Below are 24,851 nucleotides of genomic sequence, written 5' to 3'. Positions count from 1 at the left end.
TGGCTTGGCAGGCCATAGGAAGGATGGGAGCCATGGAGAAGAAAATACTCCTGATTCGCAAGGGCAAGTCCTTTATGCTGAATACCATAGTAAAGAACCTGACGGCGGAGGGCTATGAGCTGATTGAGTCAGAGCCCACCATGGAAGATATATGCGACCACAAGGGAGATACGGAGCTTATCCTCATGTTCCTGGGAGAATACGTGGATAGTGTCACCTCAGCCCTGGTATATCTGAAGGATATCTGCACCGAGGAAGACAAGCTCCTGGTGCTGGTGGGCACGGTGCCGGAGATTGACACCGTAACCCAGACTATACCTGCGGCTTTGGTTGCGGCTTCCTTCCCCCGCCCCTTTGACATGAAGAAGCTTACGGCGCAGCTGGACTGGCTGCTGGAGGCCAATGACGATCTGGCCAAGAGAAAGAGTATCCTGCTGGTGGATGATGACGGCACCTTCCTGAAGATGGTGAAGGACTGGCTTTCGGCCAAATACCGGGTGACCATCGTCACTTCCGGGGCCCAGGCCATGATGTACATTGCAGACAACACCCCGGACCTCATTTTGCTGGACTATGAGATGCCCGTGATTTCCGGCCCCCAGGTGCTGGAGATGATCAGGAGCGAAAGCAGGCTGGATGACCTGCCGGTGATTTTCCTCACGGGCAAGGGGGACAGGGAGAGCGTCATGAAGGTGCTGGCCCTGAAGCCTGACGGCTACCTGCTGAAATCCATGGAGCGCCCCAAGCTTATCGCGGCCATAGACGAATTCTTCGAAAAGCGGAAGTATCAGAAATTGCATGAGAGTAACGTAACCTAAAGCCCTGCCTGCCCCGTTTACGGGGAAGGGGGACCGTCGAAGACGGTGGAAGGGGGAAAGGGCATCCCCTGCACAAGAGGGGGGCATTTCCAATAAGGGAGGAAAGCTCATGATACAGGAATGCCATAAGCTGTATTGGGAGACGGACAGGCCTGCTTTCATCAGTTCGGTGAAGAAGCTCCTGCGGGAGAAGAGGGCGGAGTCCGAGGCCCGTGGTGATTCGGCAGTCTATATCCACCTGCTCTTCCGTCTCCTTTGCCAGGTGACTGCCAGCCAGACCCGGGCAGCCATTGAAGAGGTCTTTCCCGAGGCTGTGGTGACGGGCATGACGGAGACTATTTACGGCAGTTACAACGACGAGTCCATGCTCAAATTGAATATCAACTTCATGGAGTCAGCAGATGTGACCCTCCTGGAATACACCGGCTCCCCTGACCTTTATCAGGAAGCGGGAGTGGAACTGGGGCGGCGCATCCGCCGTATGCACGATGTGAAAGCTGTAGCGCTCTATTGTTCGGGGCTGTCCGTGGGGTTCTATCGTTTTGTCAGGAATCTGGCTAAGGGCAACGAGGATATTCCCATCTTCGGGGCTACCGCTGGCATGTTTGAGCTCAGTGCAGACGGCAATGCCAGGTTCAGCAATCTCTTTACCCTCAATGAAAAAAATGATGTGGAGCAGCAGTATGTCATCGGCAGCGGCATGTACCGGCAGGGCATTGTGCTGGCGGTGTTCACAGGCGTTGACCTCCATGTGAAGGCGGATTACGTCTTTGGCTGGAAGCCTTTGGGCAAGGAAATGACCATCACTGCCACCAGGGGAGAGAACTGCATTTCCCGCATCGATGACATACTCCCCGTGGAAGTCTATCACCGCTATCTGAACGTGATTCCCGATGAGAATTTCGTCTACAATATCTCCGAGTTCCCCCTGGCAATCAAGCGCAATGACTGCATCATCCCCAGAGTTCCCCCACGCTATGACGAAGATGGCTGCCTCTATTTCAGCGGTGATGTTTACATGGGGGAAAAAATCAGCCTCACCTACGCGGTGCATGATGATTTGCTGCAGGAAACGGAAGTGGCCAGCGAATATATGTGGGGCTTTGCACCGGAAGTGCTCTATATGGTGGCCTGCGGCAACCGCACTTTGTTCCTGAAGGAAAAGGCTCCCAAGGAGATTGAAAGCTATCGGCGCTTTGCCAGAAACCTCATCTGCAATTACGGCACCTCCGAGATTTACTGCTATCATGGCAAGGGGGGCATACTCAACAGTGCTCTGGTGGCAGTGGGCATGCGGGAGGGGCCGCCCAATCTGAAAATCAGCGAAAACAATATGTCCCAGCGCCAGGAACACCGCATCATCCCTCTGTCCGAGCGCATGGCTACCTTCCTGACTGCTGTCACGAAGGAACTGGCGGACAGCAATCGGGAACTGCAGGAAATGGCCCAGGCTGCCGAAGCCGCCAACACGGCCAAGAGCCAGTTCCTGTCCAATATGAGCCATGAAATCCGCACTCCTATCAACGCGGTGCTGGGCATGGACGAGATGATCCTCCGGGAGACGAAGGAGGACTTCACCCGGGAGTATGCGGAAAATATCCGTACAGCGGGCACGGCTCTCCTGGGTCTCATCAACGACATCCTGGATTTCTCCAAGATTGAGGCGGGGAAGATGGAAATCATCCCCGTGGAGTACGCCGTAAGCTCCATGCTCAATGACCTGGTGAATATGATACGCCAGCGGGCAGAGAAGAAAGGGCTGGCGCTCTTTGTGGAGGCGGCGGAGGATATGCCCAGCATCCTCAAGGGGGATGAGATACGCCTCCGGCAGGTGGTCACCAACATCCTCACCAATGCCGTGAAGTACACGGAAAGAGGCAGCGTCACCATGCGCTTTGGCTGGGAAAAGACAGGGGAGAATGAAATCTGCCTCTGCATAGCCGTGAAGGATACAGGCATCGGCATCAAGGAAAAGGACATGGAAAAGCTCTTCCATGCCTTCGAGCGCATCGAGGAGGAGCGGAATCGCAGCATCGAGGGCACGGGGCTGGGCATGAACATCACCCAGCGGCTGCTGGAGCTCATGGGCAGCCAGCTGGAAGTGAAGAGCAAGTACGGCCAGGGTTCGGAGTTCTCCTTCCAGGTGAAGCAGCAGGTGCTGAACTGGGCCCCCATGGGTGACTATGAGACGGCCTACCTCAACAGCATCAAGCAGAAGACGGCCTATCGGGAAAGCTTCATCGCTCCGGAGGCCAGGCTCCTTATCGTCGATGACACGGCCATGAATCTCACCGTGGCCAAGGGCCTGCTGAAGGCCACTCAGGTGCAGATCGACACGGCTCTGAGCGGCTATGAAGCGCTGGAGCGGGTGCAGGGCATGGAATATGACCTCATCCTGCTGGATCACCGCATGCCTGGCATGGATGGGGTGGAGACGCTTCACGCCATGAAGAAACTGGAGTATATTCCCGGCTACCCCAACAAGAACACTCCCGTCATCGTCCTCACGGCCAACGCCGTCAGCGGCGCCCGAGAGGAATACATGGAGGCAGGCTTTGACGATTACCTCAGCAAGCCCATAGATAGCCAGCAGCTGGAGGCCACCCTGCAGAAATACCTGCCCGGTGACAAGGTGCAGGCTGCAGAAGCAGCCCCGCCTCAGGAAGAGAAGTGCGAGCTGCCGGATTGGCTGCACGAGGTCAATGGCATAGACTGCAAGGCTGGCGTAGAGCACTGCGGCTCAGCTGAGGCCTATATAGATGCACTCACGGTCTTTGCCCAGTCTATCGAAGCAGCAGCCAACGAAATCGAACGCTTCTACAACCTGCAGGAGTGGGATAGCTACACCACCAAAGTCCACGCCCTCAAGAGCACGGCCAGGGTCATAGGCGCCAGCGAGCTTTCCGAAAAGGCCCTGAGGCTGGAAGATGCAGGGAACAACTGCTACTATGACGAAATCAAGGTGGGCACGCCCCCCTTGCTGGCCCTTTACAGGAGCTTCCTGCCGGAGCTTTCACCCCTGCTGCCCCAGGAGGAAGATGCAGGCAATAAGCCGCCTATTAGCCAAGAAGAACTGGCCGAGGCCTGGGAAGCCATGGGGGAAGTAGTGGGAAGCTTCGACTACGACAGCCTGAACTACATGCTGGAAGAATTATCTTCCTACCGCCTGCCTGAGGCAGAGACTGGGAAGCTGAAAGCCGTAAAAGAGGCTGCCCGTCTGCCGGATTGGGATAAGCTCAAGGAAATCTTAGGCTGAAACTTAATAAAAAGCAAAAAGTCCTGTCCTCGTGGGCAGGGCTTTACTTTTAGTGAAGAAACATAAAATTTTTTTTAAGGAAGTATTGCATAAAACCCAGCAAAGTGCTAGGCTATGACCATACCCGAAAGGAGGCACTTATCATGAATGTACTGAATGCAGAGCGCAGCGCCTGGACTGCGCGTGAAATCACCCTGACGGCCGTAATGACGGCGGCGGTGTTCCTGGCCACCTTCCTGCCCAAGATTCCCATTCCCCTGGGCTATGCCCATCTGGGAGATGCGGTCATCTTCCTGGCTCTTTGTCTGACGGCCCGTCGGGAAGCCCTCATCGCCGCCTGCCTGGGCTCCATGCTGGCCGACTTCATGGGAGGCTTCGCCCTGTGGATGGGGCCGACGCTGCTCATCAAATGGCTCATGGCCCTGACCTTCATTGAGATTGCCAATCCCAAAGCCGACCGCTTCCTCACCTCCCCCCGCACCCTCATAGCCCTGATCCTGGCCTGTCTGGTCATGGCTGCCGGCTACACCCTCTTCGGCGCCATCCTCTACAACAGCCTCACCGCAGGCCTGGCTTCAGCCCCGGGGCTGCTGGCCGAGGGCGTAGTGAACATCCTGGCCTTCTACGTTTTGGCAAAGCCGTTGGAGAAGGTGAGAGGGAAGTTCTAAAAATGGAAGCTATCCCTTACTGATTTACTTTCCCCTTAAATTTATCTATAATATAAGGGAAAAGCGAGGAGGTAAGGGGATGCGACAGTTCAATTATACAAAAATCCAGGAAATGACCTGGGATTCCGAGATTCTGGGTTATATTGCTGCCATCTACAAGGAAGCAGGGAAGCAGGAACTTTACCTAAGGCAACGGCCAGAAGAGTTGGAAAAGCTGGTGGAAATTGCCAAGATTCAAAGCACAGAGGCATCTAACGCCATTGAGGGGATAGTGACCACTAACACCCGCATCCGGCAGCTGGTGGAAGAAAAAACCACACCCAGGACCCGGGACGAGCAGGAAATAGCTGGCTATCGTGATGTGCTGAATATTATACATGAGAGCTTCGATGCCATTCCCATCACTCAGAACTTCATCCTACAGCTCCACAAGATCATGTACAGCCATATGGCAAATTCCATGGGGGGCCGTACCAAGAATGTGCAGAATTATATCAGTGCCACTTATCCGGACGGGCATACGGAAATACTGTTCACCCCGTTGACTCCCTATGAAACGCCGGAAGCGCTGGACAAAATTTGTGCAGAATACAACCGCGTGATTGGCAATGCGGAGGTAGAGCCGCTGATAGCCATTCCCATCTTCATCCACGACTTTCTCTGTATCCACCCATTCAATGATGGCAATGGGCGTATGAGCAGACTGCTGACCACCCTTCTTTTGTACCGCAGTGGGTTTTATGTTGGGAAATACATATCTCTTGAAGCTAAAATAGCCACGCGCAAAGATGGTTATTATGATGCGCTGCGGCAGTCGCAGCATGGCTGGCATGAGGGCAATGAAAATGTCGTTCCCTTCATAAAATATTTCTTGAGCACCATCATTGCTGCCTACAGGGATTTTGAAGACCGCTTTGCCCTGGTGGAGAAGAAACTCCCTGCTCTGGAAATGGTACGGAAGGCATCTATGCAGAAACTGGGACGCTTTTCCAAGCAGGATATTAGAGAGTTGTGCCCCTCCCTCAGTCTGAGTTCTGTGGAAGGTGCACTTCGCAAATTGGTTGAAGAAGGGTATTTGGACAGGGAAGGAACGGGACGGTCTACCCGGTATATACATCTAAGGTAAATGGGCTCAAGACTCCGTATAAGACGTTTTAGACATTTGATATAAGAAGCCCGGGCAGATGATTTGCCCGGGCTTTTTGAGTATGCGTGAGTTACATTGTCATACATTTCATGAGGTAGACAATTCAAGGGTTAAAGTCCCTGAGTATCTGGATTTTGCTTGGCTGGAGGGGATTGTCAATGCTGTAACTCATCGTGAGTATGCTATGAGTGGCAACTTCATAAAGGTCAGTATGTATGATGATAGGTTGGAAATAGAAAGCTCCGGCCGTCTTCCTAATCTGGTGACGTTGCAGAACATCAAGGAGACGAGATATTCTCGTAATCCACGCATTTCCAGTGTGATGACAGAATTTGGCTGGGTGCGGGAACTGAATGAAGGGGTAAATCGCATTTACAATGATATGGCAGAATTCTTTCTGGACGCCCCTGTCTATAGCGAGCCGGGAGAATCTCTAAGGCTGGTACTGAAGAATAATATAGTCATGCGTAGAATGCGCCAGGAATTATATGTGGTAAACAATGTAGGTATTTCTATGTGGAAGCAGTTGGATGATATAGAACAAGCCATTATGGCTTATATATTGAATCGTGGGACTGCTGGCCGTGCGCAGTTGGCGGCCTATGTTGGCAAGTCGGATAACACTGTCCGGACAAGGCTGAATGCCTTGATGGACAAGAATCTTATCAAGGCAAATGGCGGTACATATGATCCAAACCGTACTTATGAGGCTGGTGCGTTGCTGACAGACTGAGGCTTTTGCGAGGTTCAGATGGTCTTTTGCGAGGTTGATATGTTCTTCTGGAGATTTGCTGACATATGAAAAAATCCCGCGGGGGAGAGGGGCAGTGTTGTTGTCTTTTTCATGGTGAGCAGCCAGGGGCAGCGTGGCAGCAGGAGATATACCGAAAAAATATTAAGGGTGAAAACGGGAGATATTGGCAGTAAATGGGAGATATAAGGAGATAGGTTAAATAGACAGAATATTCGGGGAGGCAGAGCGCTTTTGGGGATTGTGGGGAAAGGTGCTTTACTATATACTGAATAATAGGTATGTCCTTTGATGACATTCATTTTTACGGAATTCACAATTGATGGATAAAGGGGAAGGAGATGAGGACACTGGGCAGGGCAGGAATGCGTATGAAATGGGGATTGTTGACTGGGCTTATGGTCATCATCAGCGCTGTGGCTTTTGTGGGATGCTCAAATAGCGGAAAAGCGCTGCAGGAGAATTTTAAGTTCAGGCATAAGATTGTGGCCTACGGCGTGATGGATCCGCAGATATCCGCTCAGCAAATCATTGCTGAGAAAAAGGGCTACTTCCGAGAGGAAGGCCTGGAGGTGGAAAACAGGCTGGTGCAGTCGGGAGGGGAGATTCCTGCACTCATCAAGAGCGGTGAGGCACAGGTGTCTTTTGAATCTCCTTACACGGTGATGACACTGGTTTCTGAAGGGGTGAAGGTCAAGGTTGTAGCTCCCATGGCAGATATTGGCGATACACAGTGCGTGGTGGCCAGAGCAGACTCAGGCATTGTAAACAGCAAGGACCTGGAGGACAAGCGCATTGGCATGGCAGATGGCTCTGGCATCCTGCTGGCCATTCGCAATATGTGTTATGAGCTCAAGGTGGATATGGACAGGATTACTTTCGTGTCCCTCAGTCCACGGGACCAGCTGCAAGCCATGGAAGCTGGCACAATTGATGCCATGGCCTGCTGGGAACCCTGGGTCAGCAACGCACAGGCAATGGGGGGGACGCTCCTGTTCAGCGGTCTGCAGTCCTATCTGGGGGACAGGCAGGGGGAGGTTGACTGGCTCAGTTTTTACACCACTATGCAGGTCACAGATGATTATTTGCATAAGCACACAGAGGACATAGAGGCCATGCTCAGGGCCCTGGACAAGGCCACAGTCTTTATCAACGAAAATCCCGAAGAAGCCGCTGATATCATCGCTATGGAGCTGAAGCTGGAAAAAGACCAGGTCAGGCGTATCATGGCGAAAAATCATTACAGTATGGCTATCGACAAGCATTTCAGATCTGCTTGTGAGGAAACGAGCAGCTTTATGCTGAAGATGGGCCAGCTGCATGATGTACCCATCTTTTGGGATTATGTGAACATTGATTATCTGAGAGCGACAAACAGGTCGCTGGTGATGATAAAATAAATGTGAGATTATGGATGTCGGACGATTGGCATATGGATAGGGCACAAAAAGTCCCGCCGTGTTGGCGGGACTTTTTTATCAAGAAAATGTTTGGGTATCTTTGGGTAAGGGGTAATCTTACTGGGGCAGATTCTCCGTGGAGAGGTCTTCGCCATTGCTTTCTATGACCTTCTTGTACCAGTAGAAGGACTTCTTGCGGGCGCGGTTCAGGGTGCCGTTGCCTTCGTTGTCCTTGTCTACATAGATGAAGCCGTAGCGCTTCTCCATTTCGCCGGTGCCGGCGGACACCAGGTCGATGGGGCCCCAGGGGCAGTAGCCCATGAGGTCTACGCCGTCTTCATCTACAGCCTTCTTCATCTCAGCGATGTGAGCCTTGAAGTAGGCGATGCGTGCGTCGTCTTCGATGAGGCCGTCGGCATTGGGGGTCTCGTGGAGGCCGATGCCGTTCTCTACGATCATCAGAGGCAGCTCATAGCGCTCCTGCAGGACGTTGAGCATATAGCGCAGGCCTACGGGGTCGATGGGCCAGCCCCAGTCGGACTCTTCGATGTAGGGGTTCTTCACGCCGTCAAAGAAGCCGCCCTGGAGGTTCTGTTTGCGCTCTGCCACGGAAGTGGTGGCATGGCTCATGTAGTAGCTGAAAGCGTAGTAGTCCACGGTGCCCTCAGCCAGAGCTTCCAGGTCTCCGTCTTCCATCTCCACCTTGTAGCCCTTGAGCTCCCACTCTTTCAGCACATAGTTGGGATAGTGGCCGCGCACCTGCACATCGCCGAAGAAGAAGCTCTTGTCCATTTCCTTGAGGGCTGCCATCTGGTCCATGGGACGGCAGGTCTCAGGATACACCGGGGTCATGGCCAGCATGCAGCCAATCTGGAAGTCCGGGTTGATCTTGTGGCCTTCGATGACGGCCTTGGCAGAAGCCACGAACTCGTGGTGTGCCACCTGGTACATGACAGCCTTCTTGTCCTCGCCCTCTTTGTAGAGCACGCCGCTGTTGGTGAAAGCGGTGAAGGGGACATTCAGCTCGCGCTGGTTGTTGATTTCGTTGAAGGTCATCCAGTACTTGACCTTATGCTTATAGCGCTCGAAGCAGACCGTGGCGAAGCGGACGAAGAAGTCCACCAGCTTGCGGTTCCTCCAGCCGCCGTACTCGGTGACCAGATGGTAAGGCATTTCGAAGTGGGACAGGGTGATGACCGGCTCCATGCCGTATTTGTGCATTTCGTCAAAGAGGTCATCGTAGAACTTCAGGCCCTCTTCATTGGGCTCGGTCTCGTCCCCTTTGGGGAAGATGCGGGTCCAGGCGATGGAGGTGCGGAAGCACTTGAAGCCCATTTCTGCCAGCAGGGCAATGTCCTCTTTATAGCGGTAGTAGAACTCGATGCCCTCATGGTTGGGGTAGTTCTTGCCGGGGAGCACGCCCTCGGTGATTTCACGGGGCACCCCGTGACGGCCTGCGGTCATAACATCGGCAACACTTACTCCTTTGCCGCCTTCCTGCCAGCCGCCTTCCAGCTGATGGGCAGCTACGGCGCCGCCCCATAAGAATCCTTTGGAAAAACTCATATTCAAATCTCCTTGTGTTGTCAAATTTATAGCCTTCCCCTTTGAGGGGAAGGCTTTGGGGTATTACTTCCCGAGTTCCTTGAACTTCTTATAGACCTCGATGAACTCCTGAGCGATGGTCTTGAAACCCTCGGCGCTCATGAGCTGATCTTCGGCGTGGAGGATCAGGAGGGAAAGGGTGCTGCCGGGGCCGCCTTCGGCTTCCTGCTGCAGCAGGCCTGCGTGGGCATTGTGGCCCTCCACGAAGACTTCGTCGCCTTCCTTGATAAGAGCCTCGGCGGCTTCAAAGTCGCCCTCCTTGGCTTTCTGGATGGCCTCGATGTAAGAGCTGCGGGCGGTGCCCACGGAGGAGATGATGTTAAATGCTACCAGTTCCAAACCTTCCACTTTTGCGTGTCCTCCTTCTTAGCCGATGAGCTTCTTGGCAGTTTCCAGCACGCCCTTGCCGTCCATGCGGCCATAGAGCTTCATGTCGATGGCTTCCACAGGGATGCCCGGGCAGGCAGCTTCCACCTTGCTCTTGGCAAAGCGGACCTGGGGGCCAAGGAGGATTACATCAGCGTCAGAAGCCTTGTCCTTGGCCTCAGCGGTGGGGTATGCGGCAATCTCGCACTCGAAATTCTCAGCGGTAGCAGCCTCCTGCATTTTCTTTACCAGCATAGAGGTGGACATACCAGCGGCGCAGAGAAGAATGATTTTTTTCATGATGATGCACTCCTTTTATACGATAAGTAACTTATGGTTTGATGGTTTTAGTTGTTCGCAGATGCGGGAGAAACGTTGCTGTCAGAGGCTTCTTCTGCTTCCTCCCCCTGTTCCTCTTTGTAGAAAGCGTTATCCTGTGCCTTCACGAAGGGGAAGTAGATGGCGGTGGCGGCGGCCAGGCCCAAAATCTGCACTACAGCACCCTGCCAGCCGTTCATGAGGAAGCCGGCGATGATGGGGGGCGTGGTCCAGGGCACCTGGATGGCGCTGAAGGGAGCCATGAAGCCGATGGCGATGGCGCCGTAGCAAATCAGCATGACAGCCAGCTGAGCCAGGCAGAAGGGAACCAGCATGTAGGGGTTGAACACGATGGGGAGACCGAAGATGATGGGCTCGTTGATGTTGAACAGGCCGGGTACGGTGCCCAGGCGGGTGATGGTCTTCATCTGCTGGGAACGTGCCACCAGGTAGCTGGCAATCAAGAGGCCGAAGGTGGCGCCGCAGCCGCCGGGTTTCATCATGGTATCGGTGATCTGGATGGTGAGGATATGAGCATCGGGGTTGCCCAGGAGGCTCAGGCCTGCATCAAGGATTTTCTGGTTATCCAGAGAGTTGGCAATCATCAGGGGGTTCAGGATGCCGCCCACCACGTTGGGGCCGTGGATGCCAGCCCAGAAGAGGACAGTCATCAGGAGGGAGAAGACGGTGCCGCCTACTACCGTATCAGACAGGCCCTGTAAAGGAGTCTGAATCACGGCGAAAATCAGCTCCGGGAAAGTGGTGGCTCCCATGAAGTGGCAGAGGCCGTAAATCACAGAAGCTGCCGTAAAGAGGATGACGCCGGGGGTCAGGGCCTCAAAAGCGCGGGCCACGCCGCCGGGAACAGCGTCCGGCATCTTGATGCCGATGTGGTTCTTCTCGCACCAGCAGAAGACTGCGGAGGTGAAGAAGGAAATCAGGATGGCGGTGATGACGCCGTTGCTGCCGCCCCAGAGCTTGGGGATGACATTATCTGCCATGCCGCCGCCTTCCACGGCCACGGAGGCAGGCATCACGATGATGAAAGCGGCCAGGGCCAGGATGGAAGCCATGATGGCGTCGCACCCTTCGGCCTCTACATATTTGTAGGTGATGGCCAGCACCGCGATGATGCCCAGGATGTTGAAAGTACCGCCGGCTACGGCGTTCAAGGGGGCAGTCCAATGGGGGCCGAACAGCCCGGCCATGAACTCGGGGTAGCCCGGGATAGGCAAATTGGCAATCAGCAGGAACAGGGAGCCGCAGATGGTGAAGGGGGTGGTCATGATAAAACCGTCCCTCAAGGCGGCTACCGCTTTGTACTCGGCGAAGCGAGCCATGAATTCGACAAATTTGTCGAACATCTCTTGTTTCGTCATTGAGGTAAGCCTCTCTTTCTCAAAAGCATTGATCCTAAATCCAAAACTATGATTTCCCTGCTCCCCCTCGCGCGCCGGGGGAGTGTTTTCCTTGGTATGGTCACAATATAGCATATAGATTTTGCATGTTCAAGGGATTCAGACAGTTCTGGAATGGCGTTTCAAAAGTAATGAAAAAATCCGAAACAGGATAAAACGCTGTTTCGGAAACCGTTTTCTTTATTGCTTTAATCTTGTTTTACTATAGAACTCCGTGAATCAAGCTCGTAGCGACGCTCTGCAAAAGCAGAGCTAGTCCCTTTAGGGAGGCGCAGTCTGAGCTTAGTGCACTATTGTTACCAGAGCCGGTCCTTGGAGTCGGGGCGGCCGATGTAACCCTCGAAGGCATCATAGAAATCCTCTATTTCCCCAAAGTGCCGGGCGATAAGCAAGCCCACCAGCACATCGAAGTAGTAGCGCACTCCCACGCTGAAGATATTGCCGCCGAAGTCCAGATACTCAAGAGAATTGGCCACATAGAGGAATTCATCGCAGAAGGCAGCGATGGGAGCATCTTTTGCCCGGGTCAGGAGGGCGGTGGGCACATGGCGCTCCTTGAGGATCTTGGCGGTGCGCATGAGCCGCTTGTTCTCCCCGGAACGGCTGATAAGGATGGCAAAGTGGCTCTTGTCGGAAATCATGGCCTGGGAGAGCTGGGTGTTCATGGCGTTGTGGGCCAGGGCCGTTTTCTTCACCTGCAGCAGATTGTAGACGGCTGTTTCCGCCAGGGCGTAGTTCTGGTCATAGGCGTAGATGTCGATGACGGAAGCTTTTTCCATCATACGGGCAATCCTCTCCAGCTGGGCTATATCCATTTCGTTGCGGGTTTCCTCTATGGCTTCTATTTCCAAAGCCGCCATCTTCCGCACGATATCCCCCACGGAATCCTTGTCCGTGATGGGGCGGCTGGCCATGGAGGAAAAGGTCTGGTCAGTGGTGGCGCGGCTCATCTCGCTCATGAAGCGTATCTTGAACTCATTGTACCCCTTCAGCCCCAGTTTCTGGCAAAGCCGGAACACTGCCGCCGGGCTGGTGAAGGTGCGCTCCGCCAGCTCTCTGATGGAACTGGTGGCTATTTCCTGGGGATTCTTCAGCATATAGTCAATGACGGACTGCTCCGTAGGGGAGAAACGCTCCGCTTCCTGCATGGCTTTCAGTAGTCGCATGGGGCCTCCTTATTTTATACGTCATATATGAAAAGGGACATTTGGCTGTGGGCCAAATGTCTCTTTGGGTGAAAGCTTTGGGAATCCCCAAAGCCTGGTCTTCTGTTTGGTGGAGACGGAGGGGATCGAACCCTTGACCCTCAGATTGCGAACCTGATGCTCTCCCAGCTGAGCTACGCCCCCATGTGCAGTACACGGGAAATATTATAGCACCCTTGCCGGGAAAATTCCAGTGAAAATCTTGAAATGTTCTAATTTTCTGTTTGAATTTCCCGCCTGCTATGATAAAATTTACTTAACGGATTGAGTGTTTTTCTTAAGGAAAGGGCGTGGGCATTATGTCGGATATGGGAATACCTGCCGGGGGAGGCTTTGGTTCTCCTTATGGGAACTACGGCGGTTACGGTGGTTATGGCAACGATATGGGCTATGGCACGGGCTATGGCAACGGTTACGGCAGGACTGAAGGTGCCGGGGGCTATGGGGCTGAGGACAGCGGTTATGCCGGCGTGGAAGACACCGCTGAGGAGAAGACCATAGACAATGGGGAGTGTGAGACCTGCAAGCGGCGCAAGTACCAGGATGGCTCGGACGAGATGGTGTCCTTCAAGGCGGCAGGGCATATAGATCCTGACAATGCGGCCTCCGTGGTCATGAGCCACGAGCAGGAGCATGTGTCCAATGCCTACCAGAAGGCCGACATGGAGGGCGGCGAAGTGGTGCGGGCAAATGTGAGACTGAAGACTGACATTTGTCCGGAGTGTGGCCGCACCTTCATATCTGGCGGTGTAACAAGCACCCAGATACGCTACGTGAACGAGACCAACCCTTACCAGCAGGATTTGAAGTCCTCGGATGTGAGCAAGTACAGGGGCGCCAATGTGGATATAGATGCAGGGTGAGGATGCGTGATGAGCCGGGGGCGGTGCCCCCGGCTTTTCTGTCAGCTTCCAACTGCAGTGGAAAATTTTCTGCGGGAAGGGCTGAAAAAGAAGGAAAATGTCTTTCTTATGGCGAAATGAGTAGAATCCCCCATAGGGGCTTATTCTGCCCTGAAGGGAATCAGCGGCAGCACCGTTTGGCTATGGAAACATAATTAAAATTTATACTGAAATTCTTTTTACATTATCTATAGCTATTTTAAAATTTTCAGTGTATAATGGAAAATAATGTGACTTATGTTGCCATGGCAACGTTTTAGCAAACAGGGTCTCTAATAGCTGATTTGAGCCATCGGTGTGGGGATCTAGCTTTTATTTTAAGGAGGTAACAAAGTGGACAAAAGGGAGAGTTTGTGGGATCTTTATCTCAGAAAAGGCATGAGCCGCCGCAGCTTCCTGAAAGCTTGCGTGGCACTCACCACCTTGATGGGCCTGACCACGGACCAGGTATCGAAGGTGGTAGAAGCTGCCGAAACGAAACCGCTGCCAGTGGTGGTCTGGATCCACGGTCATGAGTGCACGGGCTGCGATGAGTCCTTCATCCGTTCTGCAGCACCTCTGGCCAGTGATGTGGTGCTTTCCCACATTGACCTGGAGTACGACCATCTGCTTTCTGCTGCCTGCGGTGAGCCCTTCGAGCGTCATCTGGACGAGATCATCCAGAAGTACAAAGGCCAGTACATCCTGGCAGTGGAGGGTGCTGCCTGCACCAAGGACAATGGCGTTTACTGCATGTCCGGCGGGCATACCTTCACCCATCTCTTGAAGAAAGCCAGTGCCAATGCGGCAGCCGTCATAGCTTACGGCACCTGCGCTGCTTATGGCGGCATCCAGGCTGCCAAGCCAAACCCCACCGGTTCTTCCGGTATCGGGCCTTTCTGCGGCTCCACCCCGGTAGTGAATGTGCCGGGCTGCCCGCCTATCCCCGAGGTCATGACCGGCGTCATCATGCACGTGGCTATGTTTGGTACCGTACCGCCTCTTGATGGCGAGGGCCGTCCCAAGCAGTTCTTTGGCAACCGCATCCACGATACCTGCTACCGCCGTCCCTTCTTCGATGCGGCCATGTTCGCTGACTCCTACGATGATGCGGGCGCCAAGGCCGGCTGGTGTCTTTACAAGCTGGGCTGCCGCGGTCCCGAGACTTACAGCTCCTGCGGCAATATCCGCTGGTTCGAGGGCCTTTCCTATCCCATCCAGTCCGGTGCTGCCTGCATAGGCTGTGCCAACGCCACCTTCTGGGATGACGGCTCCTTCAGCGAGCGCCTGCCCCAGTATGGCAAGCTGGGCAATGCGGACAAGATCGGCGCTGTCATGGGCGCAGCAGCTGTGGTGGGCGTCGCTGCCCATGCTGCAGCCTCTGTGGTGCAGAAGAGTCAGCGTGAAGCGGCCGAGGCCGAGAAGAAAGAGAGCAGGTGAGACTGAATGAAACATGTAGTTGTAGATCCGATTACTCGTATAGAAGGACACCTTCGTGTGGAAGTCACAGTTGATGAGGGCAGCGGCAAGGTGACAGATGCCCTTTCCTCTGGTACTGCCTGGCGCGGCCTGGAACTGGTGATGAAAGACCGTGATCCCCGTGATGCCTGGGCGTATATCCAGCGTATCTGCGGCGTCTGCACCACGGCTCATGCTTTGGGTGCTGTCCGTGCAGTAGAGGATGCACTGGGCATCCGCATTCCCCGCAATGCCAACTATATCCGCAACATCATGGCTGCAACCCTTACGGTGCAGGACCATATCGTGCATTTCTACCATCTGCACGCCCTGGACTGGGTGAGCCCGGTGGATGCCCTGGCTGCTGATCCTGTGGCTACGGCTAACCTGCAGAATAACCTGCTGGCAACTTACAAGTTGCCTTTCCGTGCTCCCAATACCTACAATAGTGAGGCTTATGAGCATGATTTCCCCGCAGCTACGCCCCAGTATTTCCAGCAGATCAAGGACAAGGTAAAGAGCATCGTGGACAGCGGCCAGCTGGGCATCTTTGCCGCCCAGTGGTGGGATCATCCGGATTACAAGATCCTGCCCCCGGAGGTACATCTCCTGGCTGTGGCTCATTATCTGGAGATGCTGGACAAGCAGCGTGAGCTGGTTACCCCCCATGTCATCTTCGGCGGCAAGAACCCGCATCCCCATTATGTGGTAGGCGGCATGCCCTGCTCCATTTCCATGAATGACGGCAACGCTCCCGTGAACGCTGCCCGTCTGGCTGTGGTGGACCGTGCCATCAACCTGGGCCGCACCCTGGTCAATAACTATTACCTGCCGGATCTTCTTGCTATCGGCAACATCTATGTGAAGGCTGGCAGGGTAGACGGCGGCGGCCTGGCCAAGACCCGTGTCATGAGCTTTGGCTGCTATCCCATGGAGTCTTACACCGGTACCAGCAGCGGCGGTTACTTCGAAGGCCTCCTGGTGCGCTCCAACGGCGTGGTGGAGAACTTCGGCGCCGGCGTGGCCAATGCCAAGTTCTCCGAGATTGTGGCTGAGGACCTCACCGCTCCCGAGACCATCACCGAGGGCGTGGAACACGCCTGGTACGAATATCCTGATGCTCAGGGAAAGGATCTCCATCCCTGGGAGGGTGTCACCAAGGCCAAGTACACCGGCCCGAAAGAAGGTACCGGCACCGAGTGGAAGACCCTGGACGAAAATGGCAAGTATTCCTGGCTCAAGACGCCGAAATGGAAGGGCAAGGTCTGCGAGGTCGGTCCTCTGGCCAAGTACATCGTCATCTACACTAAGGCCAAGCAGGGGCTCCTGGGCGAGCTGACCTGGGCTGAACAGATGATGGTTGACCAGATTGAGGCAGTTTCCAAGGTACTTGGCCTGGCTCCGGAAGTCTGGCTGCCCACCATGGTGGGACGTACCGCTTGCCGTGGCCTGGATTGCCAGGTGGCTGCTGAGATCAACAAGTTCTTCTTTGACAAGCTTATTGCCAACCTCAAGGCCGGTGATACCCAGGTTGCCAACATGGAGAAGTGGGATCCCGCCAGCTGGCCGAAGGAATGCAAGGGCGTGGGCCTCTACGAGGCACCCCGTGGGGCTCTTTCCCACTGGATCCACATCAAGGACGGCAAGACGGAGAATTACCAGTGCCTGGTGCCCACCACCTGGAACTCCTGCCCCCGCGACAGCAAGGCAGGACAGGGTGCTTATGAGCTGGCTATGATGGATACCCATGTGGCCATCCCGGACAAGCCTCTGGAAATCGCCAAGGTCATCCGTTCCTTCGATCCCTGCATGGCCTGCGCTACCCATATGTACAACACCAAGGGCGAGCGCATCGCGGCTATCACCACGGACCCCTATTCCGGCACCAAGGTAGAGAACTGAGCTACCGGACAAGACCGGAGAAAGGAGTCGTGACATGAAAGAAGTAAAGCGCAAAGAGTTCTACGTGTTCAGTCCCTTCTTGCGCATATTCCATTGGATCATGGTCGTCATGATCGTGGTTCTCTTCTGCACGGGCATCATCATTGCCACCCCCATGCAGTCCATCAATCTGGAGCCTACCTACTCCGTGACTTATGTGGATTTGGTGAGAGATATTCACTTTGTAGCCGCGTTCATCTTTGCAGCCTCCTTTGTGCTGAGGATCTACGGCTTCATCATCAACAAGGGCGACCGTCTCTTCCCCCACTTCTGGAAAGGCTATTTCTATCGCCAGACCGTGGAAGTGGCTCTCCACTACATGTTCCTGAAGTTCGAGCATTCCTCTTTCCTGAGGAATCCTCTGGCCCGTGGCTCCTACGCCTTCCTCTATGTGCTGGTAGCCATTGAGTTCATCACAGGCTTTGCCATGTACTATCTGGTGAATCCCAACAGCCTCCTGGGTGCCATGAGCAACTGGGTGCTGGTGGTCTGCGGCGGTGAGATGATGATGCACATCATCCATCACTATGTGGCCTGGGCTATCATCCTCTTTGCGGTAGGCCATCTCTACATGGTCATCCGCGCAGAGTTCATGGAAGGCGAGTCCGAGGTCAGCTCCATGTTCTCGGGCTACAAGTTCCTCATCCATGAGCCGAAAGATGCCAGCGACTCCGACCAGAGCGGCGAGAAGCACCTCATCTGATATGCCCCCCAGGGGGTCGCAGGAATTGCCTTTGGGTGATAGAATTGAAGCAGTGAATGCAGTTTAGTTGAACATAGAACGGAGATGAATCCCATGTGCAAAGAATGCGGCTGCGGTGAGGCTAATGGCAACACCAGGATGCAGTTCACCGTCCACGGCTATACGGAGGACAGCGCCAAGGAGTGCGAAAAGGCTCTCCTGGGCCTGCCGGGCGTCATGTACGTCCACATCCACGCCCACGACGGGGAAACTACGGTGGATTATGCGCCGAGCAAGACAAAGCTGAAGGATATCCTCAAGGTCTTTGAGGAGAAGAATCTGGAAGCTGACATCTGATAGAAACTCAAAAGGTGAGCGCCTTCCTGCCAGCGTTGGCGGGGAGGCGCTTTTCATTGCTGTGCATACTGGAGGGGTGGCCATGCACGAAATGTCCCTGGCAGAAGGGATTCTGAAGATTGCGCTGGAATATGCCAAAGAGAATGAAGCTCAGAAGGTAGAGGAGATAGGCCTTATCATCGGCGAGATGAGCGGGGTGGTCATAGACTCCCTGGAATTCGGCTTCAAGATGCTGGCAGAGGGCACTGTAGCCGAAGGGGCGAAGCTCAAGGTGAAGGAAACGCCCCTTATGGGCCGCTGCACCAAATGCGGCGAGGAAATGCACGTGGAGCACTACGACTTCTGGTGCCCCAAATGCCGGGACGGCGTGCTGGAAATCATCTCCGGCCGGGAGATGCAGGTGGAATATCTGGAGGTAGAATAGCGAATGGAAATCCAGGTCATGAAGAATATCTTGGGCGAAAACGACAGGGTGGCAGCAGAGAATCAGGCCATGTTTGCCGAAAAAGGCGTCTATGTGCTGAATCTCATGGGCTCTCCTGGGGCAGGGAAGACTTCTCTGCTGGAAAAGACCATGGAGAAGCTCAGGGACAAAGTGAAGATGGCGGTCATTGAAGGCGACCTCTACACCAGCAAGGATGCGGAGCGCATTGACCGCTACGGCGTGCCGGTCATCCAGATCAATACCGCAGGGGGGTGCCATCTGGATGCCCCCATGGTGCAGAAGGTGGCAAAGCAGTTGGATTTAAACAGCCTTGAATTGCTCATAGTGGAAAATGTGGGGAATCTGGTATGTCCTGCGGAGTTTGCTGTGGGGGAGAATGAGAAGGCAGTGGTGCTGTCTATTACTGAAGGGGCGGACAAGCCTATGAAGTATCCGCTGATTTTCAAGGAGTCGGCTATTGCGTTGCTGAATAAAGTAGATTTGCTGCCTTATTGCGATTTTGATATGGAGGGGGCTAAGGAGGATATTGATACGCTGCATCCCGGGATGAAGGTTGTTGAGATTTCTTGTTCGAAGGGCGACGGGGTGGACGAATGGTGTCAGTGGTTGCTCTCTAAGGTTAATAAGTGAATCCTCGTTAGGTGCGTTTGTTCATTTCTTTGGCGCAAAGAAACGAACCAAAGAAACAGCGGACTGAAATCACATCCTATGATTTCCGCGTCCGCGGGGCCCATCCATGGGCCCTGGGGGTTCGGGAGTTCGTGTAGTTAGAGTGGTTTCGTGGATTATATATCTTGCCTGCCCCGTGAAACGGGGAAGGGGGACCACCGAAGGTGGTGGAAGGGGCGTTAGCATGGGTGAATTTGGTTTAACCGAAGCTGAAGTTACAGAAGAACTTGCCAAAGTCCTTCATCAATCTGATATAACAGTATTAGGCATCGGCAATGTAGTCCTGCGGGACGAGGGGTTTGGTGTTCGTGTTGCTGAATACCTTGACAAGAATTACATCTTCCCGGACAATGTGCAGATTGTGGATGGGGGCGTCCTGGGCATAGAGCTGATGCAGTTTGTCACGGATACGCAAAAGCTCCTGATCATTGATTCCATCAATGGCGGGGCAGAAGCGGGGACAACTTTCAGATTTGCCAATGATGAAGTATTGGCTCATTTCCAGGATAAGCTGTCTGCCCATGAGGTGGGCATACAGGATGTGCTGGCGGCTCTGGAGGTTACAGGGCGAAAGATTCCCGAGGTGGTGGTGATAGGGGCGCAGCCCTTTGACCTTTCTGCCGGGGTGGAGCTTTCTGCCGGTATGGCAGGGCTTTTGGAGCCTATGGCAGAGCAGGCCTTGAAGGAATTGGCTGCCTGGGGCGTGGTGCCGGAGGAGCGCTTCGGAGAGATTGAGCAGGACTTATCTGTAGTGGCAGAAGAATTAGTGAGGAAAGAGGCAGAAAAGCCTTCCCCTCAAGGGGAAGGCAAAACATAAATAATAGGGGGCGTGCGTATGTGTTTAGCTGTTCCTGCTAAACTTTTAGAAGTTGATGGTGCATTGGGCAAAGTGGAGCTTTCCGGGGTGACCCGGGAGGTGAGCCTGATGCTCCTGCCGGAGGCCAAGGTGGGGGATCATGTGCTGGTGCATGCGGGCTTTGCCATGCAGATTGTGGACGAGAAGGAATTTGAGGAAACTAATGCCCTGCTGGCAGAGATGCACGGGGGACCAAGGACGGTGAATGAGCTTGGCAGCTGAACTTAGCCGCGAGGAGCAGCGGAAACTGGCAGGGGAGCTGGTGGCTGAGATTGGGCGGCTGGCAGACAAGGCCGGGCGCCATCTGCGCTTCATGGAGGTATGCGGCACCCATACCGTCTCCATTTTCCGGGCAGGCATCCGCCAGCTGTTGCCGGAGTCCGTGGAGCTGGTGTCCGGGCCGGGCTGTCCTGTCTGCGTGACCCCGGACGAGTACATGGACAAGGCCATCGCCTATGCCTGCCGTGAGGACTGCATCATCACCACCTTCGGGGATATGCTGAAGGTGCCGGGGACGGAGTCAAGCCTGGGAGAGGCCAAAACCGCGGGGGCGGATATCCGTATTGTCTACTCCCCCCTGGACAGCCTGCAGGTGGCTCGGGAGAACCCGGACAAGAAGGTCATCTTCCTGGCCGTGGGCTTTGAGACTACCGCTCCTACGGCGGCAGCCACGGTACTGGCGGCGAAGCAGGCGGGGCTCACGAATCTCTATATGCTGTCTGCCCAAAAGTTGGTGCCCCCTGCCCTGCGGCTGCTGATTGACGACCCGGAGGTGCTGGTGGACGGCTTTATCCTGCCGGGGCATGTTTCCGTGGTGACGGGGACGGAGGTCTTTAAGTTCCTGGAAAGTGAATACCATATCCCCGGAGTGGTAACGGGCTTTGAGCCCCTGCAGATCTTGCGTTCTCTTTACCGCCTGACCAGGCAGGTGGCAGAGGGCGTGGCGAAGGTGGAAAATGAGTACGGCAGCGTGGTGAAGCCTGAGGGCAATCCAACTTCCATGGCCGTCACCAATAAAGTCTACGAGCCTGTGGCCGCCAAGTGGCGGGGCATCGGGGAAATCCCCGCCTCTGGCCTGAAGATGCGGGATGCTTACAAGTCCTTTGATATCGAGGAAGTATTGCCCCTGCCTGTGGCGGAACTGCCCCAGCCCAGGAAGACTGGCTGCCGCTGCGGCGAGGTCTTGAAGGGCATCGTGACACCCCATGAATGCCCCCTCTTTGGCAAGGCCTGCGTGCCCACCCATGCCATCGGACCCTGCATGGTGTCGGTGGAGGGTGTCTGTGCCGCCTGGTATAAATACGGGAAGGGATTATTTACTTATGGCAATAAATAGTGAACACGAATACATCACCCTGGCCCATGGTGCTGGGGGAAAAATCAGCCAGGAGCTTATGGAGGAGGTTATCCTGCCGGAGTTCGGCAACCCCATCCTCAATGAGATGCACGACGGGGCGCGTTTGAACCTTTCCGGCAAGCTGGCCTTCACCACTGATTCTTATGTGGTGCAGCCCCTGTTCTTCAACGGCGGCAATATAGGCAAGCTGGCGGTCTGCGGCACCGTAAATGACCTGGCCATGACCGGGGCTGTGCCAAAGTACATTTCTGCCGGGGTGATACTGGAGGAAGGCTTCCCCGTGGAGGACCTGCGTAAAATCGCCCATACCATGAGGGAAATGGCTGAGGAGGCGGGCATTGCCATCGTTACTGGCGACACCAAGGTGGTGGAGCGGGGCAAGTGCGACGGCATCTATATCAATACGGCAGGCATTGGGGAGCTTATCGAAGGAGTGGAGATTTCTCCCAAGAAGGTGCAGCCGGGCATGAAGGTTCTGCTCTCTGGCTTCCTGGGGGACCATGCGGCTACCATTCTGGCAGGACGCCACGGCCTTGAGCTGCCGGAGACGGTGAAGACGGACTGCGCCCCGCTGGCAGGCATGACCCAGGCCTTGCTCAAGGCTGCCCCCCGTACGGCAGTGCTCCGTGACCCCACCCGTGGCGGCGTGGCTGCAGTGCTCAACGAGATTGCCAGCGCCAGCAAATGCGGCATCATCATCGAAGAAGAAGATATACCCATACGGGAAGAAGTCCAGGGTGTCTGTGATATGCTGGGCTTTGACCCTCTCTATCTGGCCAACGAGGGCAAGTGCGTGGCCTTTGTGCCGGCTGAGGAGGCGGAGGCGGCACTCTCTGCCATGAAGGAAAGCCCCTATGGCAGGGAGGCCCGCATCATCGGCGAGACCACCGCTGAGGCACCGGGACAGGTGGCCCTGAGGACGGCTATCGGGGGCTTGCGCGTGGTGGATATGCCCTTGGGGAATCTGGTGCCCAGGATTTGCTAAGGAACAACTTTTCCTTGCTTTTTATAAGGATTCGTTGTAACATATTGTATGGGAGGCACATTGTCCTTGTGGCAATGTGTGGCAGAAGGTATAGAGGCGCGAAAGCGGGGACGTTCGGTTGTCCCCGCTTTTGTGTATTCAATTTTTCTTGTCAACATAGTATAATAGTCCTAGTGTTTGTAATTTATGAGTTGTAAGGAGCAGTATGAAGACCAGTATACTATATGCACTGATGGGCCCTAGGGGCGCAGGCAAGAGCACTTTGGTAAAGATGGCCATGGATATGGGCATAAATTATATTCCCGCCTACACTACGGAATGGCTGCACGGGAGATCACGGCGGGGGCGGCTTCTGAACCGCATGGAGCCGGAGGAGTTCAGCCGGGAGAGATTCTTTGCCCAGACAGGCTGGCGGGGGTATCAGTACGGCTGGCATAAGCAGGATATCCTTGATGCCATGGCTGAGTATCGTTGCAATCTGATTTTGCTGAATGAAGATGCTGTGCCCAGTTTCAGGGCCCTGCTCAGGAGAAATCTGGTGGTGATCCACCTGATGGCGGATTACACCGCCCTCATAGAGCGCATGACTGCTGAAAAAGTCTCCCCGGAGCAGATTCAGGAGGAACTGAGGTATATCGAGGAAAACAAAATCCTGGACGGCTGGAAGCAGGCTGATTACATCATCAAGAACATGGGCAGCAAGGAGACAGCTTTCCAGCAGCTCCTGGCTATCATGGGACTGACCCAGCCATTGCCGCAGGAAAAGTTCATAGAGCAGCTTAAGGATTAAAGGAAACACTGATTAATTCGGTCGCCCATCTTGACGCACCTTGTCTGCCCTCCCTGCGTTGACAAATCCTCGACATAGCCCCGCTATGCCTCCGGTTTGTCGCCTTGGGAAGGACAAACAATCTGCGCCAATCTGAACGACTTCATTTAATCAGCGTTTCCTAAAAAAGGGCGGGCGCACATCAGTGCGCCCGCCTTTCTCATGGTACGGAGGGAGACTCAGAACGGTTAGCAGGCAGATTTTTTGCCCGCTGATCTTTTTGGCTCCGGCAGCAGGAAGGTAGCTGCTGCACAGGCAACGGAAATCAGGAAGATCACCAACATCACGGCGGCAAGGCCGTAGTTATCTGCATACCACCCCAGGGAGGGGACGACCATGCCGCCCAGGCTGAAAGACAGCCCCAAAGTCACACCCGAGGCAAAGCCCAGGCTCTTGGCCAGATAACTCTGCCCCAGTACCACGAAGGCAGCATAGGAGCCCTGCATGGCAAAGCTCATGGGAATCAGCATGGCATATACCGCCCAGATATTTTGGGGAAATACCACCACCGCCAGGCAGGGCACCATGAGCAAGGCGCCATAGCGCACGGTGCTCACATAGCCCTTTTTGTCTGCCAGCCAGCCGCCCGCCAGGGTGGCCACGATGCCGCTGATGGAGATGATGGAGAGGGTAGCGCTGCCTACGGCATTGCTGGCGCCCAAGGCCTGTATGCAGAACAGGGGCAGGAAACTGCTGATGGAGGCATACAGGGTGGAGCGGAAAAGGATGACGATAAAGAGGCGGGAAAAAGCTGGCCAGTCATTTTCCCTGGCCGGGGCACCGGCTTCCCCTTTCCCGGTCGTGCCAGAGAGCTGGCGCTGTGATTCGCGCCTGATAGACGGGGCGGCGAGGGCAACCATGCCTGCCGTGAACAGGGAAGCAAGGGCGTAAAAAGCTGTGCCCTTCATGCCGAAACAGGTGATGAGGAAAACTGCCAGGAGTGGTCCCAGGCCAAAGCCCCCATTGCCGCCCACGCTGAAGATGCTCATGCCCTGCCCTTTTTTCTTCCCTGCAATGGCATTCACATTGCGGGCTGCTTCCGGGTGGAAGATGGCACTGCCGATGCCCATGCAGGTGACGGCGGCAAAGATGAGCCAGTAGTCAGTGACAAAGCCTGTCAGCCCAATGCCCATGCCTGCCATAAGTATGCCCAGCACCATAAACCACTGCCGCGATCCTTTATCCGCCAGATGCCCAAAGAGTGGCTGGATGACAGAGGAAAGGCAGGAAGAAGCAAACATCAGTCCCGCAACAGAAGTATAATCCATGCCATACTCAGTAACAAAGAAAGGCAGCAAAGCAGGCAGCGACCCCGAATTTATATCAACACTAAGATGCCCTGCCGAAAGCATATAGAGATATTTCTTGTTCACAAAAACTCCTTTCGCATAAATTCGAACCCAAGAACTCCCGAGCCCCGAGTTCCAAAACCCAAAAAC

24 protein-coding genes and 1 tRNA gene are annotated in these 24,851 nt (G+C 54.7%); 18 read left to right on the top strand and 7 right to left on the bottom strand.

What is annotated here, in order from left to right; genetic code table 11:
* Positions 1 to 32 precede the first annotated feature (32 nt).
* The 6 genes from P159_RS0104370 (at position 33) to P159_RS0104345 (ending at position 8,040) form a co-directional block, all read left to right on the top strand.
* Positions 33 to 818 carry a response regulator gene (locus tag P159_RS0104370; RefSeq protein WP_029541778.1) on the top strand — a complete coding sequence of 262 codons (786 nt, stop codon included), beginning with the start codon at positions 33 to 35 and terminating at the stop codon, positions 816 to 818.
* A 109-nt stretch (positions 819 to 927) separates the two neighbouring features.
* Positions 928 to 4,074 (top strand): ATP-binding protein, encoded by a 3,147-nt coding sequence (locus tag P159_RS19105; RefSeq protein WP_051650100.1) that lies wholly within the window; start codon positions 928 to 930, stop codon positions 4,072 to 4,074.
* Between the two features lie 143 nt (positions 4,075 to 4,217).
* Entirely contained in the window at positions 4,218 to 4,742 is a 525-nt protein-coding gene (locus P159_RS0104360; protein WP_029541774.1) for an ECF transporter S component, read from the top strand.
* A gap of 79 nt (positions 4,743 to 4,821) precedes the next feature.
* A complete protein-coding gene (locus P159_RS0104355; RefSeq protein WP_029541772.1) occupies positions 4,822 to 5,868 on the top strand; it encodes a Fic family protein in 1,047 nt (348 codons plus the stop codon).
* 82 nt (positions 5,869 to 5,950) lie between these two features.
* Positions 5,951 to 6,622 carry an ATP-binding protein gene (locus tag P159_RS0104350; protein ID WP_318253492.1) on the top strand — a complete coding sequence of 224 codons (672 nt, stop codon included), beginning with the start codon at positions 5,951 to 5,953 and terminating at the stop codon, positions 6,620 to 6,622.
* Between the two features lie 389 nt (positions 6,623 to 7,011).
* A complete protein-coding gene (locus tag P159_RS0104345; RefSeq protein ID WP_051650133.1) occupies positions 7,012 to 8,040 on the top strand; it encodes an ABC transporter substrate-binding protein in 1,029 nt (342 codons plus the stop codon).
* A gap of 117 nt (positions 8,041 to 8,157) precedes the next feature.
* On the opposite strand, the gene P159_RS0104340 is transcribed toward P159_RS0104345, so the two are convergent.
* The 6 genes from P159_RS0104340 to P159_RS0104315 form a co-directional block, all read right to left on the bottom strand.
* Positions 8,158 to 9,606 (bottom strand): 6-phospho-beta-glucosidase, encoded by a 1,449-nt coding sequence (locus P159_RS0104340; RefSeq protein ID WP_029541767.1) that lies wholly within the window; start codon positions 9,604 to 9,606, stop codon positions 8,158 to 8,160.
* A gap of 63 nt (positions 9,607 to 9,669) precedes the next feature.
* On the bottom strand, positions 9,670 to 9,993 hold the full coding sequence (locus P159_RS0104335) for a PTS lactose/cellobiose transporter subunit IIA (RefSeq protein WP_029541764.1): 324 nt from the start codon (positions 9,991 to 9,993) through the stop codon (positions 9,670 to 9,672).
* 18 nt (positions 9,994 to 10,011) lie between these two features.
* Positions 10,012 to 10,311 (bottom strand): PTS sugar transporter subunit IIB, encoded by a 300-nt coding sequence (locus P159_RS0104330; RefSeq protein WP_029541762.1) that lies wholly within the window; start codon positions 10,309 to 10,311, stop codon positions 10,012 to 10,014.
* 47 nt (positions 10,312 to 10,358) lie between these two features.
* Complete coding sequence (locus P159_RS0104325) at positions 10,359 to 11,708, bottom strand: PTS transporter subunit EIIC (RefSeq protein ID WP_029541760.1); 1,350 nt, start codon at positions 11,706 to 11,708, stop codon at positions 10,359 to 10,361.
* Between the two features lie 335 nt (positions 11,709 to 12,043).
* Positions 12,044 to 12,913 (bottom strand): MurR/RpiR family transcriptional regulator, encoded by an 870-nt coding sequence (locus P159_RS0104320; RefSeq protein ID WP_080705898.1) that lies wholly within the window; start codon positions 12,911 to 12,913, stop codon positions 12,044 to 12,046.
* A gap of 107 nt (positions 12,914 to 13,020) precedes the next feature.
* Positions 13,021 to 13,096, bottom strand: a tRNA-Ala gene (locus P159_RS0104315).
* A gap of 155 nt (positions 13,097 to 13,251) precedes the next feature.
* On the opposite strand from P159_RS0104315, the gene P159_RS18365 reads away from it, so the two are divergent.
* From P159_RS18365 to P159_RS0104250, 12 genes are all read left to right on the top strand, one after another.
* Positions 13,252 to 13,815 (top strand): hypothetical protein, encoded by a 564-nt coding sequence (locus P159_RS18365; protein ID WP_037376866.1) that lies wholly within the window; start codon positions 13,252 to 13,254, stop codon positions 13,813 to 13,815.
* 372 nt (positions 13,816 to 14,187) lie between these two features.
* Positions 14,188 to 15,273 (top strand): hydrogenase small subunit, encoded by a 1,086-nt coding sequence (locus P159_RS0104300; RefSeq protein ID WP_029541752.1) that lies wholly within the window; start codon positions 14,188 to 14,190, stop codon positions 15,271 to 15,273.
* A gap of 6 nt (positions 15,274 to 15,279) precedes the next feature.
* Positions 15,280 to 17,193: a nickel-dependent hydrogenase large subunit gene (locus P159_RS0104295; RefSeq protein ID WP_029541750.1), complete on the top strand. Its 1,914-nt coding sequence runs from the start codon at positions 15,280 to 15,282 to the stop codon at positions 17,191 to 17,193.
* 34 nt (positions 17,194 to 17,227) lie between these two features.
* Positions 17,228 to 17,935: a Ni/Fe-hydrogenase, b-type cytochrome subunit gene (gene cybH, locus P159_RS0104290; protein WP_029541748.1), complete on the top strand. Its 708-nt coding sequence runs from the start codon at positions 17,228 to 17,230 to the stop codon at positions 17,933 to 17,935.
* A gap of 93 nt (positions 17,936 to 18,028) precedes the next feature.
* Positions 18,029 to 18,271 carry a hypothetical protein gene (locus P159_RS0104285; protein WP_029541745.1) on the top strand — a complete coding sequence of 81 codons (243 nt, stop codon included), beginning with the start codon at positions 18,029 to 18,031 and terminating at the stop codon, positions 18,269 to 18,271.
* 82 nt (positions 18,272 to 18,353) lie between these two features.
* On the top strand, positions 18,354 to 18,695 hold the full coding sequence (gene hypA, locus P159_RS0104280) for a hydrogenase maturation nickel metallochaperone HypA (RefSeq protein ID WP_029541742.1): 342 nt from the start codon (positions 18,354 to 18,356) through the stop codon (positions 18,693 to 18,695).
* Between the two features lie 3 nt (positions 18,696 to 18,698).
* Complete coding sequence (gene hypB / locus P159_RS0104275) at positions 18,699 to 19,346, top strand: hydrogenase nickel incorporation protein HypB (protein ID WP_029541739.1); 648 nt, start codon at positions 18,699 to 18,701, stop codon at positions 19,344 to 19,346.
* A 223-nt stretch (positions 19,347 to 19,569) separates the two neighbouring features.
* Positions 19,570 to 20,202, top strand: coding sequence for a HyaD/HybD family hydrogenase maturation endopeptidase (locus P159_RS0104270; protein ID WP_029541737.1), 633 nt, complete (start codon positions 19,570 to 19,572; stop codon positions 20,200 to 20,202).
* Positions 20,203 to 20,220: 18 nt separating this feature from the next.
* Entirely contained in the window at positions 20,221 to 20,463 is a 243-nt protein-coding gene (locus P159_RS0104265; protein ID WP_029541735.1) for a HypC/HybG/HupF family hydrogenase formation chaperone, read from the top strand.
* On the top strand, positions 20,447 to 21,577 hold the full coding sequence (hypD, locus tag P159_RS0104260) for a hydrogenase formation protein HypD (protein WP_029541733.1): 1,131 nt from the start codon (positions 20,447 to 20,449) through the stop codon (positions 21,575 to 21,577). The genes P159_RS0104265 and hypD overlap by 17 nt, the downstream gene beginning before the upstream one ends.
* Positions 21,564 to 22,583, top strand: a complete 1,020-nt coding sequence (hypE, locus tag P159_RS0104255; protein ID WP_029541730.1) for a hydrogenase expression/formation protein HypE — start codon at positions 21,564 to 21,566, stop codon at positions 22,581 to 22,583. Before hypD ends, hypE begins: the two co-directional genes overlap by 14 nt.
* 205 nt (positions 22,584 to 22,788) lie before the next feature.
* Positions 22,789 to 23,373: a hypothetical protein gene (locus P159_RS0104250; protein ID WP_185753599.1), complete on the top strand. Its 585-nt coding sequence runs from the start codon at positions 22,789 to 22,791 to the stop codon at positions 23,371 to 23,373.
* 227 nt (positions 23,374 to 23,600) lie between these two features.
* Here the strand turns inward: P159_RS0104250 and P159_RS0104245 are convergent, their stop codons facing one another.
* A complete protein-coding gene (locus P159_RS0104245; RefSeq protein WP_029541726.1) occupies positions 23,601 to 24,785 on the bottom strand; it encodes an MFS transporter in 1,185 nt (394 codons plus the stop codon).
* Between the last annotated feature and the right edge of the window lie 66 nt (positions 24,786 to 24,851).

The sequence above is a fragment of the Selenomonas sp. AB3002 genome (assembly GCF_000702545.1).
Taxonomy (GTDB): Bacteria; Bacillota; Negativicutes; order Selenomonadales; family Selenomonadaceae; genus Selenomonas_B; species Selenomonas_B ruminantium_A.
The sequence above is the reverse complement of the archived record's forward strand: the minus strand, read 5'-3'. Positions and strand labels throughout refer to the sequence as shown.